The sequence below is a fragment of the Methylocaldum marinum genome, from assembly GCF_003584645.1.
GTDB lineage: Bacteria > Pseudomonadota > Gammaproteobacteria > Methylococcales > Methylococcaceae > Methylocaldum > Methylocaldum marinum.
Genome location: NZ_AP017928.1, coordinates 2,000,752 through 2,015,042, shown reverse-complemented (window position 1 = coordinate 2,015,042; position 14,291 = coordinate 2,000,752). Strand labels below are relative to the sequence as shown.

Annotated in this window: 16 protein-coding genes; 6 read left to right on the top strand and 10 right to left on the bottom strand. The window is 57.4% G+C overall.

Annotation, left to right across the window (positions count from 1 at the left end; translation table 11 throughout):
- Positions 1-346: 346 nt before the first annotated feature.
- The 5 genes from sS8_RS29515 to sS8_RS08820 all read left to right on the top strand — a co-directional run bounded on the left by sS8_RS29515 (position 347) and on the right by sS8_RS08820 (position 5,302).
- Positions 347-1,825, top strand: a complete 1,479-nt coding sequence (locus sS8_RS29515; RefSeq protein WP_119629332.1) for a flagellin — start codon at positions 347-349, stop codon at positions 1,823-1,825.
- Between the two features lie 76 nt (positions 1,826-1,901).
- On the top strand, positions 1,902-2,339 hold the full coding sequence (locus tag sS8_RS08835) for a flagellar protein FlaG (RefSeq protein ID WP_197716721.1): 438 nt from the start codon (positions 1,902-1,904) through the stop codon (positions 2,337-2,339).
- A gap of 116 nt (positions 2,340-2,455) precedes the next feature.
- Positions 2,456-4,507 (top strand): flagellar filament capping protein FliD, encoded by a 2,052-nt coding sequence (gene fliD / locus sS8_RS08830; protein ID WP_119629331.1) that lies wholly within the window; start codon positions 2,456-2,458, stop codon positions 4,505-4,507.
- 18 nt (positions 4,508-4,525) lie between these two features.
- A complete protein-coding gene (gene fliS / locus sS8_RS08825; RefSeq protein ID WP_119629330.1) occupies positions 4,526-4,930 on the top strand; it encodes a flagellar export chaperone FliS in 405 nt (134 codons plus the stop codon).
- A gap of 51 nt (positions 4,931-4,981) precedes the next feature.
- Entirely contained in the window at positions 4,982-5,302 is a 321-nt protein-coding gene (locus sS8_RS08820) for a flagellar protein FliT (RefSeq protein WP_119629329.1), read from the top strand.
- A 57-nt stretch (positions 5,303-5,359) separates the two neighbouring features.
- On the opposite strand, the gene sS8_RS08815 is transcribed toward sS8_RS08820, so the two are convergent.
- Positions 5,360-6,184, bottom strand: coding sequence for a cytochrome C assembly family protein (locus sS8_RS08815; RefSeq protein ID WP_119629328.1), 825 nt, complete (start codon positions 6,182-6,184; stop codon positions 5,360-5,362).
- 94 nt (positions 6,185-6,278) lie between these two features.
- Between sS8_RS08815 and ffh the strand changes: the two genes are divergently transcribed.
- Entirely contained in the window at positions 6,279-7,637 is a 1,359-nt protein-coding gene (gene ffh, locus sS8_RS08810) for a signal recognition particle protein (protein WP_119629327.1), read from the top strand.
- Between the two features lie 88 nt (positions 7,638-7,725).
- On the opposite strand, the gene sS8_RS08805 is transcribed toward ffh, so the two are convergent.
- The 9 genes from sS8_RS08805 to ispD all read right to left on the bottom strand — a co-directional run bounded on the left by sS8_RS08805 (position 7,726) and on the right by ispD (position 14,288).
- The gene (locus tag sS8_RS08805; RefSeq protein ID WP_119629326.1) at positions 7,726-8,649 is read right to left on the bottom strand and encodes a ketopantoate reductase family protein; all 924 of its coding nucleotides are present in this window, start codon (positions 8,647-8,649) and stop codon (positions 7,726-7,728) included.
- Between the two features lie 88 nt (positions 8,650-8,737).
- The gene (gene hda / locus sS8_RS08800) at positions 8,738-9,490 is read right to left on the bottom strand and encodes a DnaA regulatory inactivator Hda (protein ID WP_119629325.1); all 753 of its coding nucleotides are present in this window, start codon (positions 9,488-9,490) and stop codon (positions 8,738-8,740) included.
- 83 nt (positions 9,491-9,573) lie between these two features.
- Complete coding sequence (gene wrbA / locus sS8_RS08795) at positions 9,574-10,173, bottom strand: NAD(P)H:quinone oxidoreductase (RefSeq protein ID WP_119629324.1); 600 nt, start codon at positions 10,171-10,173, stop codon at positions 9,574-9,576.
- 82 nt (positions 10,174-10,255) lie between these two features.
- On the bottom strand, positions 10,256-10,603 hold the full coding sequence (arsC, locus tag sS8_RS08790; protein WP_119632675.1) for an arsenate reductase (glutaredoxin): 348 nt from the start codon (positions 10,601-10,603) through the stop codon (positions 10,256-10,258).
- 107 nt (positions 10,604-10,710) lie between these two features.
- Positions 10,711-11,169 (bottom strand): CBS domain-containing protein, encoded by a 459-nt coding sequence (locus sS8_RS08785; RefSeq protein ID WP_119629323.1) that lies wholly within the window; start codon positions 11,167-11,169, stop codon positions 10,711-10,713.
- An 84-nt stretch (positions 11,170-11,253) separates the two neighbouring features.
- Positions 11,254-12,057, bottom strand: coding sequence for an undecaprenyl-diphosphate phosphatase (locus tag sS8_RS08780; RefSeq protein ID WP_119629322.1), 804 nt, complete (start codon positions 12,055-12,057; stop codon positions 11,254-11,256).
- Between the two features lie 8 nt (positions 12,058-12,065).
- Entirely contained in the window at positions 12,066-13,106 is a 1,041-nt protein-coding gene (gene truD, locus sS8_RS08775) for a tRNA pseudouridine(13) synthase TruD (protein ID WP_119629321.1), read from the bottom strand.
- A 4-nt stretch (positions 13,107-13,110) separates the two neighbouring features.
- On the bottom strand, positions 13,111-13,587 hold the full coding sequence (gene ispF / locus sS8_RS08770; RefSeq protein WP_119629320.1) for a 2-C-methyl-D-erythritol 2,4-cyclodiphosphate synthase: 477 nt from the start codon (positions 13,585-13,587) through the stop codon (positions 13,111-13,113).
- Positions 13,575-14,288 carry a 2-C-methyl-D-erythritol 4-phosphate cytidylyltransferase gene (ispD, locus tag sS8_RS08765; protein WP_119629319.1) on the bottom strand — a complete coding sequence of 238 codons (714 nt, stop codon included), beginning with the start codon at positions 14,286-14,288 and terminating at the stop codon, positions 13,575-13,577. The genes ispF and ispD overlap by 13 nt, the downstream gene beginning before the upstream one ends.
- Positions 14,289-14,291 lie beyond the last annotated feature (3 nt).

Here is a 14,291-nt window from a genome sequence, read left to right as displayed (position 1 = left end):
CATGAGTCGATAGAGGGTCTTCGGATGACAGAGCGCTGACTTCTCGAGTAATCCTGGAAACGCTCGAAATCTTCGTCTCTGCACGGAATGCTTGAACGCCTCTCTGACCCGCTCGTCGTCAAGAACGATGTTCGTACGGGTATCAATATACCTCCTGCGGTGTATGTTGGCGCTGTGTCGGCGGAGAAGCCATGGGGAAACGGCGCGTCCTGGCCATACTTTAGCTCGACAGAAAAACCTTTAAAGTTTCCGCCGCGGCGCCCGATAACGTTGATGAGAGTTGAATGCACAGCGCTGTTGTTTTTGAGCTCGTCTTTTCGAAAAAGTCTAAATATTGGAGACGACCATGCCCCAAGTTATTAACACCAACATTTCTTCACTCAACGCCCAGCGGCAACTTAATCGCTCGCAGATGACGCTGCAAACTTCCATGGAGCGCCTCTCCTCGGGACTGCGCATCAACAGCGCCAAGGACGATGCCGCGGGTCTTGCCATCTCGGACCGCATGACCGCCCAGATTCGGGGTCTTAACCAAGCGGTACGTAACGCCAATGATGGTATTTCTTTGGCTCAAGTGGCCGAGGGGGCGCTTCAGGAATCCACCAACATTCTGCAACGCATGCGTGAATTGGCCGTACAGTCCGCCAACGACAGCAACAGCGCTTCTGACCGCGTAAACCTGCAAAAGGAAGTAAACCAACTGCAGGCTGAGCTGAATCGCATTGCCAACACGACCACCTTCAATGGGAAAAAATTGCTGGATGGCACTTTCAGTGGCCAGGAGTTCCAGGTGGGCGCGTTTGCCAACCAGAGCATCCAAGTGACCGTGGGCAGCGCCAAAGCCACCGATATGGGAGCAAACACACTGAGCAATGATGATGTGGCTGGCGCCATTACAGAAGCCGTCGCGGGCGCCGCCAACAATGTTGCAGGCGGCACTCTGACCATCAATGGCTATCTGGGAACAGGGGTGGATGTCACGGTCGGCGCGGGCGATACGGCCAGGGCCATTGCGGAAGGTATAAACGCAGTTACGGATCAAACCGGCGTTTCCGCTAGGGCCGTGACTTATGCCAAGATCGATAACGTGAGCGCTACCGGGATTTATTCACTCGATCTTAATGGCCAAAATACCGCGAGTGCAGTGACGATCAGCGCCAGCATAACCGATACCGGCGATCTCACGGAACTCGCGAATGCAATCAATGGCGTTTCCGGTAAGACGGGCGTTACTGCAGAACTGAGCAGCGACAAGTCCTACATAACACTGAAAAATGCCGAGGGATACGATATCCATGTCGCTAACAGCACGGGTTCTGCGGGAGACTTCGATTTGACCGGATTGCAGGAGGACGGGGAAACAGAGGTCGGCAATGCGGCCACCCTGACTGCAGCCGGCGGCGATGATGCTACCGTCGGCGGTAACGTGATTTTTGAATCAGCCAAATCGTTTTCGATCGATTCGACGGATACGGCACTCTTCGCCGCGGAGACGGGCTCCTCTCTCAGCGATGTGGGATCCGTGGACATCGGTTCGCAAAAAGGTGCGCTGGACACTTTGGCCGTATTGGATGGGGCTCTGGCCTTCATTGCCGATACCCGTGCCGATTTGGGCGCGATCCAAAACCGCTTCAGCTCGACGATCTCGAACCTCGAGAACGTATCTCAGAACATCTCGGCAGCCCGTTCGCGCGTGCAGGACGCGGACTTCGCGAAGGAAACCTCGGAACTCAGCCGCAGCCAGATTCTGCAACAGGCCGGCACGGCCATGCTGGCCCAGGCCAATGCCTCAACGCAGACCGTGCTTTCCCTGCTTCGCGGTTAAATTCCGAGGCAGTTAATCCGGAAAGCGGGGACTTTAAGACGTTTTCGCTTTCTTCTTCGAGCAACAGGAGATCGATATGGATGCACCGACAGCTTTGGGCAATGTAACGGCTCTGAAGCCGAACATGGTGCGTCGCCCGGCGGCGGACGAGGTGGGTTCGGAATCCGTCGCCGCGGCGGGAAGCATCGGGACGGCACAACAGGCTTCTACGGGCCGCGCGGTTCCGCCGTCTTTGGCCGCCGAGGCGTTTGCTTCTTCGGGAAAGGAAGGAGAGAAGCCAAGGGACGAAGTCGCTCATGCCGTACGTAATTTCAACGAATTCTTTCAAATGTTGCGGCGGACGGTCCAGTTTTCCGTCGATGAAGACTCGGGTCGGACGATCGTGCAGGTCAAGGATGCCGAGACCGATGAACTGATTCGTCAAATCCCCTCGGAAGAGATTTTGAGACTCGCAAGACATTTGGACGAGTTCAAGGATGGATTCAAGGGTATGTTCCTAAAGGAAAAAGTCTGAGTTTGGAGGGTTTGGCCGTTCGCGTGACAGGTTGGCTTGGCTGACTTCGGTCGGCGTGAAAGGCACCGAGATGGGCGTTTCGGGAGAGGCCGACAAGAGATGAAGTGGAGGGTTTGATGGCAGGTATCACATCGACGGGGCTCGGGTCCGGTCTCAATATATCCAGCCTGGTCAGCCAACTGGTGCAGGCGGAACGCACGCCAATTGCGGCTCGCTTGGATCGGCAAGAGGTCGCGATTCAATCCAAGATTTCCTCGTTCGGAAATTTCAAGAGCGCGTTATCGGCTTTTCGCGATAGCCTTTCGGCGCTGAGAAACCTCAACAGCTTTCAGAAGTCGAGCGCTACCTCCAGCGACGGCAGCATCGTCGGCGCCTCGGCCGAAAGCAATGCCGATCTGGGTAATTACAAGATCGAGGTCAAACAGCTCGCGCAGAGTCATGCTCTCGCGACCGGTTATTTCATATCGGCCGATGCCGTGGTCGGGACCGGGACTTTGACGCTGAAGTTCGGCGCCACGGACTACACGCCGCCGTCAGATGGCGTTCCGGGCAGTTACAACGGATTTACCCAAAATCCCGACAGAGGCACGCTGACCCTCGAGATCGATTCGAGCAACAACACCTTGAGCGCGATTCGAGACGCGATCAACAACGCCAAGGCGGGGGTAACCGCGGTCATCGTCAACGACGGCGGCGGTTCTCGCCTTGTGCTCAATTCCAGTGAAACCGGTGCCGAGAACAGCCTGCAGATCAGCGTAGCGGACGATGACGGGAATTCGACCGATACCTCGGGGCTCTCGGTCCTATCTTTTAATGCGGCGGCCGTCAATCTGCAGCAGACTCAGGCGGCGCTGGACGCGAAGATCGCGATCAATGGGCTCGAGGTTGTCAGTGCGAGCAACACCGTCAAAGACGCGCTTAAAGGAGTGACGTTCGATCTTCAGTCGGCTCAACCCGGGAAGATCGTCAATGTATCGATCAGCCAGAGCAACGACGAGATCAAAAAGCTTATAGAAGGATTCGTCAAAAGTTTCAATGAATTGGCAAAAACGGACCGAGCTTTGACCGGCTATGACGCCGCCCGGAAAGCGGGCGGGCTTTTGCAGGGCGACGCCACGGTACGCGGCGGAATGGCGCAGCTGCGTTCCGAGTTAGCGCGATTTGTCCAAGGACTCGAAGGCTCGACGAAAACCTTGGCCGATATCGGCATCCGTACGCAAAGAGACGGGACCCTCAGTTTGGACGGTACTAAGTTGAACGAGGCCTTGAACGCGGATCGGAACAGCGTAGCCGCTCTGTTCGCGCCCATCGGCCGCCCTACGGACGCCGGAATCGTGTATTCCGGCCATACCGCCGATACCAGGCCGGGAACTTATGCCGTCAATATCACCCAGTCGGCGACGCAAGGCCTTCTGAACGGCGGTGCCGTCAACTCGTTGGTGGTGGATGCCGATAACGACACCTTCAAGATCAAAGTCGACGGGGTTTTGTCGGCCGACATCACCTTGACGCAAGCGACCTATGGCAGTCATGCGGCTCTGGCTGCGGAAATACAGTCCCGCATCAATGGCGACAGCGCGCTGAAGGCGAAAGGAGTTTCGGTCGGCGTCAGTTATGACGACGTTGATAATCGGTTTGTCATTCAATCCAGGAGTTACGGCTCGGAGTCTCAAGTCGAGATTACCCAGGTCGATAACAATAGTGAGGCGACCTTGGGGCTGAAACTTGGATCTAGCCTGGCGGACGGCACCGGAGGCAAGGATGTGGCCGGGAGCATCGGAGAGTCGGAAGCAACGGGCAAGGGCCGGGAGTTGACGGCGGCAGCCGGCGACGCACAGGGACTCAAGCTTCTAATCGCGGATGCCAAAACCGGCGATCGCGGTGCGGTCGGTTTCTCCCGCGGACTGGTAGAGAGGCTGGACAAGGTTCTTTCCGGATTGCTGGAGAGCAAAGGGGCGATAGAAGCTCGTACGGACGGGCTGGAAAAAAGCCTCGAGAATATTCAGGAAAGTCGAGAGCTTTTGGAGAGTCGGATGAGCGATCTCGAAAAACGTCTCTTGGATCGGTTCAACAGAATGGATGCGCTCTTGGGGCAGTTCCAGGCGATCAGCAGCTATTTGGGACAGCAGTTAGCCGCTTTGCCGTTGGCTAACCAGAATAAGAAGTAAGTACAGGGGTAATATGTCATGAGACCCGCTCAATTTGCATTGAATCAGTATCGGCAGACGACCGTGCAGGCAAGTGCCGAGTATGCCGATTCGCATGCGCTGATCGTCATGCTCTTTAATGGGCTCAACGAAAAAATTGCCGTCGCCAAGGGGGCGATGCAAAGGAGGGCATTCGCGGAGAAAGGCCAGGCCATTGGCCGTGCAATCGAAATCGTCGGCTACTTGCAAGCCTGCCTGGACCTGGAAAAAGGGGGTGAAATCGCGGCAAATCTGGACGGTCTTTATACCTATATGACCGAACGTCTGTTTCATGCCAGTGCGAAAAACGATCAGAGTGCCCTGGACGAAGTTGGCGGATTGATAAAGGAAATCAAGAGTGCTTGGGAGGCGATACGAGAGCCGGTTTCGGCTCCGACTGTTTAAAACAGGTTGGCTTGAGCAAGTTTCTGATGGTCCGAGACCGGATATGCCGCGATGTCAGATATGATGCCTGAAACCGAGACTATCCTGGCCGCGAGCCGTTCCATCCTCGCGGCGGCGGAAGCCATGGAATGGGATAGAGTGGAACGGCTGGGGAAGGAGCGGATGCCCTTGATAGACAAGCTTTTTGCTTCGGCCGACTTGGAGAAAGGCGGCGCCGAGTTCTTGGCTCGCGTGATCGAGGAGGTACAGGCCATCGACGGACAGGTAGTCTACCTGATTGAGGCGGAAAGAAACCGGGCGGCCGACGAGTTGCGGAACCTCAAGATTTCGCGGCAATGCGAGCGGGCCTATCGGTCCGCCGAAAACAAGTGAGTGCCGAGACTTGAGAACCGCGTTCGCGTGCCCGGCGGGTATCGGGAGGCGCGCGTGTCAAGCCCGGTTCAATATCCATTCCAAAACCATCTTGCTGCCGAAATAGGCCAGCATTAACGATATAAATCCTCCCAGCGTCCAGCGGATCGCCATGGTTCCCCGCCAGCCGTAGCGAGCCCTTCCGATCAGTAGCACGGCGAACAAGAGCCAGGCCAGGATAGATAGAATGGTTTTGTGCGCGAGGTGCTGAGCGAACATGTCCTCCAGGAAAATGAAGCCCGTGAGCAGCGATACGCTGAGAAATACAAACCCGGCCGCGATCAGTTGAAACAATAGCGACTCCATGGTTTGTAAAGGCGGCAGCGAACGCAGCAAGAGATCGGTGTGATGGCTGCGGAGCCGCCAATCTTGAAAAGCCAGCAGCGCCGCCTGAAAGGCGGCAATATTGAGAAAACTATAGGCGAGCATGGAGACCACGATGTGAATGGTCAATGGCCAGGAAAGATCCTTTATCGTGTGAACGCTTTCAGGAACGCCGATCTTTAGCAGCAGAACCAGCGCCGCCATCGGAAAAACGACCATTCCGAGTTTATCCACCGGCCTGGCGAGAGCGGTCAGGAGCAGGATGGCGACGATTATCCAGGCCACCAGCGACATCGCGCTCAGGAAGCTGAGGTTAAGCCCGTCGTTGGTTTGAACCGAGCGGATGAGCGCAAGCCCGTGCGAGACGGCGGCAAGCCAGCCGAGTGTCAAGGGTTGTAGGCGCCGGGCTACAGTCATCTCCTCCGCCGGGCGATCGTTTTCGCGCAAGGAGCGAACCAGGGTAAAAGCGGCAGCGACATAAACGGCGATCGCCAGGACGCCAAACAGCGTAGAATTCATCTAAATCATGTCCTCCTGAGTTCTTTAGTCTGGCATAATGGCCGATCAAGATGAAGTAACCTGGGTATTTCCATAGCCCGCAGGATCCCGAGCCATGTTTGATAACCTTACCGAACGCTTAACCCAATCGCTCAAAAAAATTCGCGGTCAAGGCCGACTGACCGAGAACAATATTCAGGACACCTTGCGAGAGGTGCGCATGGCCCTCTTGGAAGCCGATGTGGCGCTACCGGTCGTCAAGGATTTCATCGAGCACGTCAAGACACGGGCACTGGGGCAGGAGGTCCAATCCAGCCTTACGCCCGGGCAGGCGCTGATCAAGATCGTCAATGAGGAATTGATCGCCATCATGGGCAGCGCCCACGAGCGGCTCAGCCTGGCGACGCAGCCGCCGGCGGTGATCCTGATGGCGGGTTTGCAGGGTGCCGGCAAGACCACTACCGTAGCCAAGCTGGCCCGCTGGCTCAAGGAGAACGAGCGGAAATCCGTCGTGGTGGCCAGTGCCGACGTGTATCGTCCCGCCGCTATCGATCAGTTGCAAACCCTGGCGGATGAAGTAAGCGCCGAGTTCTTCCCGAGCGACCCTACGCAGAATCCGGTGGATATCGCTCGCAATGCCGTCGAATACGGGCGCAAGAAATACAAGGACATCGTGATTATCGACACGGCAGGCCGGCTTCATATCGATGACCAGATGATGGAGGAAATCAGGCAGATCCACGCCGCCATCAATCCGATCGAAACGCTGTTCGTGGTCGACTCGATGACCGGCCAGGACGCCGCCAACACGGCGAAAGCATTCGGCGATGCGCTTACCCTGACCGGTGTCATTTTGACGAAAACCGACGGCGATGCCCGAGGCGGCGCCGCATTGTCGGTCCGCCATATTACCGGCAAGCCCATCAAGTTCCTGGGTGTGGGCGAAAAGACCGCGGCACTGGAACGCTTTCACCCCGACCGGATCGCGTCGCGAATCCTGGGCATGGGCGATGTTCTGAGTCTTATTGAGGATGCCGAGCGCAAGATCGATAAGACGAAAGCCGAAAAACTGGTCAAGAAGATTCAGAAGGGCAAGTCTTTCGATTTGAACGACTATCGCGATCAATTGCTGCAGTTGAAGAATCTGGGGGGCGTCGCCGCCATGTTCGACAAGCTTCCCGGCATGACCAACGTGCCGCAGCACGTGAAGGAAAAAGTGAACGACAAGGAAATGATTCAGCAGATAGCCATCATCAATTCGATGACCAAGCAAGAGCGGGCGTTTCCGGACGTGATCAATAATTCGCGAAAACAGCGCATCGCGAAAGGCTCGGGCACGGACATGCAGAACATTAATCGTCTGCTCAAGCAGTACGATCAGATGCAGAAGATGATGAAAAAATTCAAGAAAGGCAATCTGATGAACATGCTGAGGGGTATGAAGGGCAATCTCGGGCGAGGGATGCCGTTTTAGGCGATTTTGGCCGCGCATGCAGCGCACCGATCCCGTGTCCGGATCGGTTCCGCTGCGACCGGCATGTTTTTATCGCGCTCGCGACGGGCTATCCGTCTCCCCGCCCCAACTCTCTAAGTTTCATCAAAGCATAAACCGATTCCAGGTGGGGAATCGGCACGCCTGCGTTCCATCCCGCCCTCACGGCGTTACCGAGAATGGCTTCCGTCTCCATCGGCCGTCCGGCCTCGAAATCCAGCAACATGCTGGTCTTATAGGGCGGCATCCTATAGGTGTTCTCGATGTTCTTGTTGACGGTATCGGCGGGCAGGGGATGTCCCGTGGCTTCCGCGATCAGGCAAACCTCCTCCATGATGGCCCGCACGAATGATTCCTGAGTCGAAAGTATCTCATTCGTGCTAAGCCCCGCGGAGAGGACCGACAGCGGGTTGAAGGGTGCATTCCAGACGCACTTTTGCCAGCGGGCGGCAACGATGTCCTCTGAGGCGACGCAGGTGATGCCGGATCGCTCGAATACTTTGCAAAGCTCCAGAGCCTTTTCGGAAAGCCCCTGCGGATAATTGCCCAGGGCTAGCCGCCCGTAAGCCTGGTGCCAGATCTTGCCGGGTGCGGTGCGGGTGACGCAAATGAATGCGAGGCCGCTGATCAGTTCGTTATCGGGAAAGGCTTTCGCGATTTCGTCTTCGATGTCGATGCCGTTGGAAATGAGAACGATCGACGTACCGGGTCCCACGGCGTCTTTCAGAAGGCCGACACGATCGGCGTTTTCGACCACTTTGATGCACAAGAGAACGTAGTCGGGCTTTTCGGGCAATTCGGCGGCATTGCGTACCACGGTGTGGGGCCGGAAGTGATAAGCACCCAATTTGCTCTCGCTCGTAATATCGATGCCATGGGCGTGCACATGCATGTAGTCGGAACGGGCCGCCATCGAGACTTCCGCGCCCTGTGCAGCAAGCAGAGAACCGTAAAAACCGCCGACGGCTCCCGAGCCAATGACCAGTACCTTCATGTCGATGCCTCCAAATGGGTTTTCAGAATCTGTTTACCAAACGGCTGTGCCACCTTCAGTCCTCAGTCCGCTAATGCTTGGCTGCCGCTTAATCTCCTGCGTGCTTCGGGTCTTGAGCTCCGATTTCCTCCGGCTGATGATCGCTCGCCAGGTTGTGCAGGTAGGTCTTCAGAAAAGGAATGGTGAGTTTGCGTTTCGCCGCGAGCGTCGCGTGGTCCAGTTCGTCCAGCAATTGCTTCAGGGAGGAAAGGTCCCGCCGGCGGTGCGAAAACAAGAAACGTGCGACCTGTGGCGGGAGGTCCAGGCCGAGCGAGCGGGCATAGGCAGCGAGAACGATCAGTTTGTCCTCGTCGTTCAAGGGCTGTAGGCGTAAGGTCAAACCCCAGCCCAGGCGGGTTTTGAGATCCGGCAAATGGATGGGGAGCTCGGACGGCGGTACCTGGGCCGCGATGATGAGCCGATTGCCAAGCTCTCGCGACTGGTTGAATAAGTTGAATAAAGCCCGTTCCCAAACGTCATCGCCGGCGACCGAATCGACATCGTCGAGGCACACGACATCTTGATGCTCCAGCCCATCGAACACACCGGGGCCGCACTCGCGGAGGCTGGACAAGGGCAGATACGAAACCGACAAGTTGCGGTCGCACGCTTCTCGACAGCAGGCATTGAGCAAGTGGCTCTTGCCGGTTCCCGGTTCGCCCCATAAAAAGAGCAGAGGTTCACCGTGACCTCCGGCTGCGTGTTTAAGATGCGCGATGATTTCTGTGTTGGCGCCCGGGTGGAACTGCCGAAAACTCAGTTCGGGATTGAAAGCAAAGCGCAGAGGCAATTGCTCCGCCATAGTTTCAATACACGGGCGCCGCAGGGCTTTGCTGGATTGCCTGGCGTAGTGCGCGGAACGCGTCCATCCGGGGAACAAGAATCCTATTTCACCCGGGCGCGCTTCAGCGCCAGAGCCACGCGCGCCAGGCGGGCTCCGAAGGCGCGGCACAATCTCCGTTCCTCGTCGCTGACCGCGTTGTCGCTCCCGGTGTGCCGACTGGGGCCGTAGGGCGTACCGCCGCTGGTGGTTTCGAGGAGCGCGCTTTCGCTGCTGGGAATGCCGACCAGAACCATGCCATGGTGCAGCAAAGGCAGCAGCATGGTGATCAGCGTGGCTTCTTGGCCGGCGTGCATGGACGAGGTGGCCGTGAATACTCCGGCGGGTTTTCCCGATAGGGCGCCCGAAAACCACAAGGAACTGGTGCTGTCGATGAAATATTTGAGGGGTGCCGCCATGTTGCCGAAGTGAGTGGGGCTTCCCAAGGCCAGAGCGTCACAGTTCTTCAGATCCGCGATGGTCGCATAAGGCGGCCCGGCCTCGGGTATGGTGTCCTCGGTGGCCTCGCAAACCGGCGATACTTCCGGGACGGTACGCACCTTGGCGACGGCACCTGGAACTTCCTCGACGCCTCGGGCGATCAAGTTAGCCATTTCGGCCGTGGAACCCCGGCGGCTATAGTAGACGACAAGAACTTCAACCATGCAATAGGACGGAAAAGCTTAGGTCAAGAAATGGAAGCCAAGCCGGCTTGGCCCGAATGAATCGTTTGCAGGCTGGGCGGCCTTAAAGAATCTCTAATACGTTCTCCGGCGGGCGTCCGATTGCGGCTTTATCGTTTGCCAGCACGATAGGGCGTTCTATGAGGATTGGGTTTTCCACCATCGCGGCAATCAACGCTTTCCGCTCCAACTCAGCGTTATTCAGGCCGGCTTCCTTATAAACCGCTTCCCCTTTACGCATCAGATCGCGCGGTTCCATGCCCAGCTTGACCAGAATGGACTCCAACTCGGATACACTGGGAGGCGTTTTCAAATATTCGATCACCGTCGGCTCGATGCCCTTGTTCCTGAGTAGTTCAAGGGTTGCGCGGGATTTGCTGCAGCGGGGATTGTGGTAGATCGTAACACTCATTTCTTCAGCTCTCGAAGCCGGTCGTGGTCCGTCGGAATTCGCTTTTGCCGCCGGGCCGCCGATCATGGCGAGGTGATGCGGCCCGGCTTCTCGGGGTGGCTAACTGTTTAGCCGAGACCTCCACGCGTCCGTTGTTCGCGTTCCTGTTCCTTGCCGATGATTTTAACCAGTTCGGTAAGTTCACCGGCAAGTATTTCAAGGAGATCGTCGCTGGTCAAAATACCGGCCAAGACGCCCTGAGGATTGACGACCGGAATACGGCGCACGCCCTTGAGACGCATTCGCTGCAAGGTTTCCCAAAGTCCGTCATCTTCGCGGGCGGTTAGCAATTCATAACTCATGATATCGCCGACGGTCACGGAGCCAGGGTCGAGTTCTGCAGCAAGAATCTCGACGACCAAATCGCGGTCGGTAACGATGCCGACGGGTTTGGCGCCCTCCGCTGAATCCTCGACTACCACGGCGCTACCGACATGAAACTCGCGCATCAGTTTGGCCGCTTCGACGATCGCGTCTGCTTTTCTCAGGATGACCGTATCGCGATTACAAAATTGCCCGACTGACATGGTGATCCTTTGCGCTGTTGGTTGATTGAAAGTCCTTATTCTACCCGTTTGCACCGCCGGATGCAGGAAAAACCACAGACCGGGCTAGCCGGGCAGAAAGACGAAAAACAGCACGCTCCCCAGTATCAGCCTGTAAATGACGAAAGGCAGCATGCCGATACGGTCCAGGAGTTTCAAAAACCAGTCGATGGCAATGTAGGCAACGACTCCCGAGAGTAGGGCTCCTAGGAACATGTTCCACCAGGATACGGCCTGATCGGACTCCAGCAGTTGATAAGTCTTGAGCAAGCCCGCCAATGCCGTTACCGGAATGGACAGCAGAAACGAAAACCGGGCAGCCGCTTTCCGGTCGAGGCCGCGGAACAATCCGCCGGTGATCGTGATGCCCGATCGGGATGTGCCGGGTATCAGCGCCACGGCTTGAAACAGCCCGATTACCAAAGCGTCCCGCCAGTTGATATCGTTATCGGTACGCTGTTCGGCGCTCAGCTTTTGCGCCAGCCAGAGCACCAGGGCGAAAACGATCGTGCTGGTGGCGATAACCAGAGGGTTGCGTAACACGGCCTCGACGTAAGCATTGGCTGCCAGTCCGGCAATGCCCGCCGGAATCGTTCCCAGAATCACGTACCAGGCGAGTCTCGCATCGGTGTTCATGCCTTTTCCGGAGATCGAGCCGAACCAGGCTCCGGCCATGTCTTTCAGAGCACCCGCGTAATAGACCACAACCGCAGTCAGCGTCCCGATGTGGACGGCGACGTCGAAAGCGAGGCCTTGATCGTGCCAGCCGAAAATTACCGGCATCAGGATCAGATGAGCCGAACTGGAAATCGGCAGGAATTCGGTCAGTCCTTGCAGCAGGGCCAAGAAATATACGTGGTGGCAATCCATGGAGATTTTTAATCGTTGATATAATCGGTGTTGATCAGTTCCCGCAGAACCGCAGTCGCGTATGCCCCGGCGGGTAGGGTGAATCGCAGGTGCAAGCTGGCCGGGTCGCGCAGCTCCCAGTAAAAGTCTTCCGGACAAAGTCTAAGTGGACGGCGGGACATTTCGAGGCCGAAGTCTTCGAGTCCGCGGCAGAGTGCGGACTCCTCCCCGACGACGGCTTGTTCCAGCGCCAATGCTTGATCCGCGACAGCGGGCGCGCCTCTGCCCCAGAGCGCGCCGCTCGGATGGATCTCCTTCGCCTCGAGTCTCTGCTCGATGTCGGGAGTTATGGTTTCGGATTTGAAAAAGCTGTGTGAGTCCGGAAACATGAAGACGTCGCCGGTGACGGCTCGATCCCAATTATTTTGCGTGATCCGGCTGGCGAGGATGCGGTTGAACAGATAGGAACGCGCTGCCGACAGATAAAGTCCGCGACGGTGAGGGTTCACGCGTTGCAGGGTTCCCGCGAAAAGCGCCGAGGCTTTCGCCAGGTTCTGCCCCTCGTGGCCGAACCGTTGCGTTCCGAAATAATTCGGAACTCCCCGGTCGTGGATTTGTTTCAGGCGCAGTTCCAATAATGCGAAGTCGCAGGTCAAGTTGCGGACGGTGATCTCGAACCGATTACCGGCCGCCGCGCCTTTTTTCAGCTTGCGGTTGTTACGTCGGGCCTCGATTATGCCAAGAGACGGGGATTCGAGCTGCCGCCAGTCCGGTTCGGCTTTGCCCGGCAGCCAGACGCTGTACCACTGCACGGTCTTACCGTGGCGATCCTTGAGGCCCGCGTAACCGACGTCACGCGGCGAAATGCCGGCAAAGCGGGCCAGTTGTCGGGCGACATAGTCCGTGTTCTCGCCGCGTTTCTCGATACGCAGAAAAACGTGTTCGCCTTGGTCGGAGGGTTCGAAGCCGAGCAATTCTTCGACTACGAAATCATCCGGTGAGGTCTTGATGGTGCCCGTTCCGGCCGGTCCGCCAAAGGCGTAGGGCAGGGCAGCGGTGGAATCACCCATATCTTTATTTTTTCTGTAGCAGCGCTACCGCATAGGCCGAGATGCCTTCGCCCCGGCCTTCGAACCCCATGCCCTCGGTCGTGGTGGCCTTGACATTGACCGCATCCTGCGGGATATCGAGGTCGCTCGCGATGGTTGCGCGCATCTTTTCAATGTAGGGCGCGAGCCGCGGTTTTTGAGCAACGATGGTCAGATCCACGTTGGCGACGGTGTAGCCGTGCTTGAAGACCTTGACACGTACCTCGCGAAGCAGAAACCGGCTGTCTATGCCTTTGAAAGTCGGATCGGAATCCGGAAAATGGCGACCGATGTCGCCGAGCGCCGCCGCCCCCAATAAGGCGTCGCACAAGGCGTGCAAGGCAACGTCTCCATCCGAGTGCGCCGCCAGGCTTTTTTCATGATCGATGGCCACGCCCCCGAGAACCAGTTGGCCGCCTTCTTTGAACCGATGCGCATCGTAACCCTGACCTATTCGTAGCATTGTCGCTCCAGGTAAAAAGCCGCCAAAGGCAGATCCTCCGGCCGCGTGATTTTGATATTGTCCGGCCGGCCCTCCACGAGTTTGGGGCGGAAGCCTTGAAGTTCGAGCGCGCTGGCTTCATCTGTCACGACGAGGTCTTGTTCGGCGGCATCTATCAATGCGCGCTTGAGCATGCCGTAGCGAAACATCTGCGGCGTCAACGCGCGCCAAATTCGGCTACGGTCGATGGTCTCCACGATTTCCCCGGCCTCTGCGCCTTTCAAGGTATCGGTAAGCGGCAGCGCCAGGATGCCGCCGACCGGATCGTTCCTGAGGCTATCAATCAATTTCTGAACATCGCCGCTCGTGATGCATAGTCGCGCCGCGTCGTGCACCAGCACCCAGTCGTCCGGCCCGGCGATTCCATCGAGACTCAGCAAGGCGGAAAGGACGGAGTCGGCGCGCTCCTTGCCGCCCGGCGCGATACGGATCTTGGGATGAACGGCACAAGGCAGCTCGGGCCAATAAGTGTCCTCGCTCCCGAGCGCGACGACGACGCCGGCGAATACGGCGACTTCCAGCAGTCGCTCGAGCGTATGCTGCAGCACCGGCTTGCCCTGAACTTCGAGATATTGCTTCGGTACGTCGGATCCCATGCGTTTTCCCACGCCGGCAGCGGGGACGACGGCCCAGAATCGGTCATTTTGGTAAGGATCGGTCATGAA

Bases quoted from the DNA above. Each gene is read 5' to 3' on its own strand.
- sS8_RS08835 (WP_197716721.1), top strand. From the start codon at position 1,902: ATGGATGCACCGACAGCTTTGGGCAATGTAACGGCTCTGAAGCCGAAC.
- sS8_RS08785 (WP_119629323.1), bottom strand. From the start codon at position 11,169: ATGTCAGTCGGGCAATTTTGTAATCGCGATACGGTCATCCTGAGAAAA.
- fliD (WP_119629331.1), top strand. From the start codon at position 2,456: ATGGCAGGTATCACATCGACGGGGCTCGGGTCCGGTCTCAATATATCC.
- ispD (WP_119629319.1), bottom strand. From the start codon at position 14,288: ATGACCGATCCTTACCAAAATGACCGATTCTGGGCCGTCGTCCCCGCT.
- ispF (WP_119629320.1), bottom strand. From the start codon at position 13,587: ATGCTACGAATAGGTCAGGGTTACGATGCGCATCGGTTCAAAGAAGGC.
- truD (WP_119629321.1), bottom strand. From the start codon at position 13,106: ATGGGTGATTCCACCGCTGCCCTGCCCTACGCCTTTGGCGGACCGGCC.
- sS8_RS08815 (WP_119629328.1), bottom strand. From the start codon at position 6,184: ATGAATTCTACGCTGTTTGGCGTCCTGGCGATCGCCGTTTATGTCGCT.
- wrbA (WP_119629324.1), bottom strand. From the start codon at position 10,173: ATGGTTGAAGTTCTTGTCGTCTACTATAGCCGCCGGGGTTCCACGGCC.
- sS8_RS08805 (WP_119629326.1), bottom strand. From the start codon at position 8,649: ATGAAGGTACTGGTCATTGGCTCGGGAGCCGTCGGCGGTTTTTACGGT.
- fliS (WP_119629330.1), top strand. From the start codon at position 4,526: ATGAGACCCGCTCAATTTGCATTGAATCAGTATCGGCAGACGACCGTG.
- sS8_RS08780 (WP_119629322.1), bottom strand. From the start codon at position 12,057: ATGGATTGCCACCACGTATATTTCTTGGCCCTGCTGCAAGGACTGACC.
- sS8_RS08820 (WP_119629329.1), top strand. From the start codon at position 4,982: ATGTCAGATATGATGCCTGAAACCGAGACTATCCTGGCCGCGAGCCGT.
- sS8_RS29515 (WP_119629332.1), top strand. From the start codon at position 347: ATGCCCCAAGTTATTAACACCAACATTTCTTCACTCAACGCCCAGCGG.
- ffh (WP_119629327.1), top strand. From the start codon at position 6,279: ATGTTTGATAACCTTACCGAACGCTTAACCCAATCGCTCAAAAAAATT.
- hda (WP_119629325.1), bottom strand. From the start codon at position 9,490: ATGGCGGAGCAATTGCCTCTGCGCTTTGCTTTCAATCCCGAACTGAGT.
- arsC (WP_119632675.1), bottom strand. From the start codon at position 10,603: ATGAGTGTTACGATCTACCACAATCCCCGCTGCAGCAAATCCCGCGCA.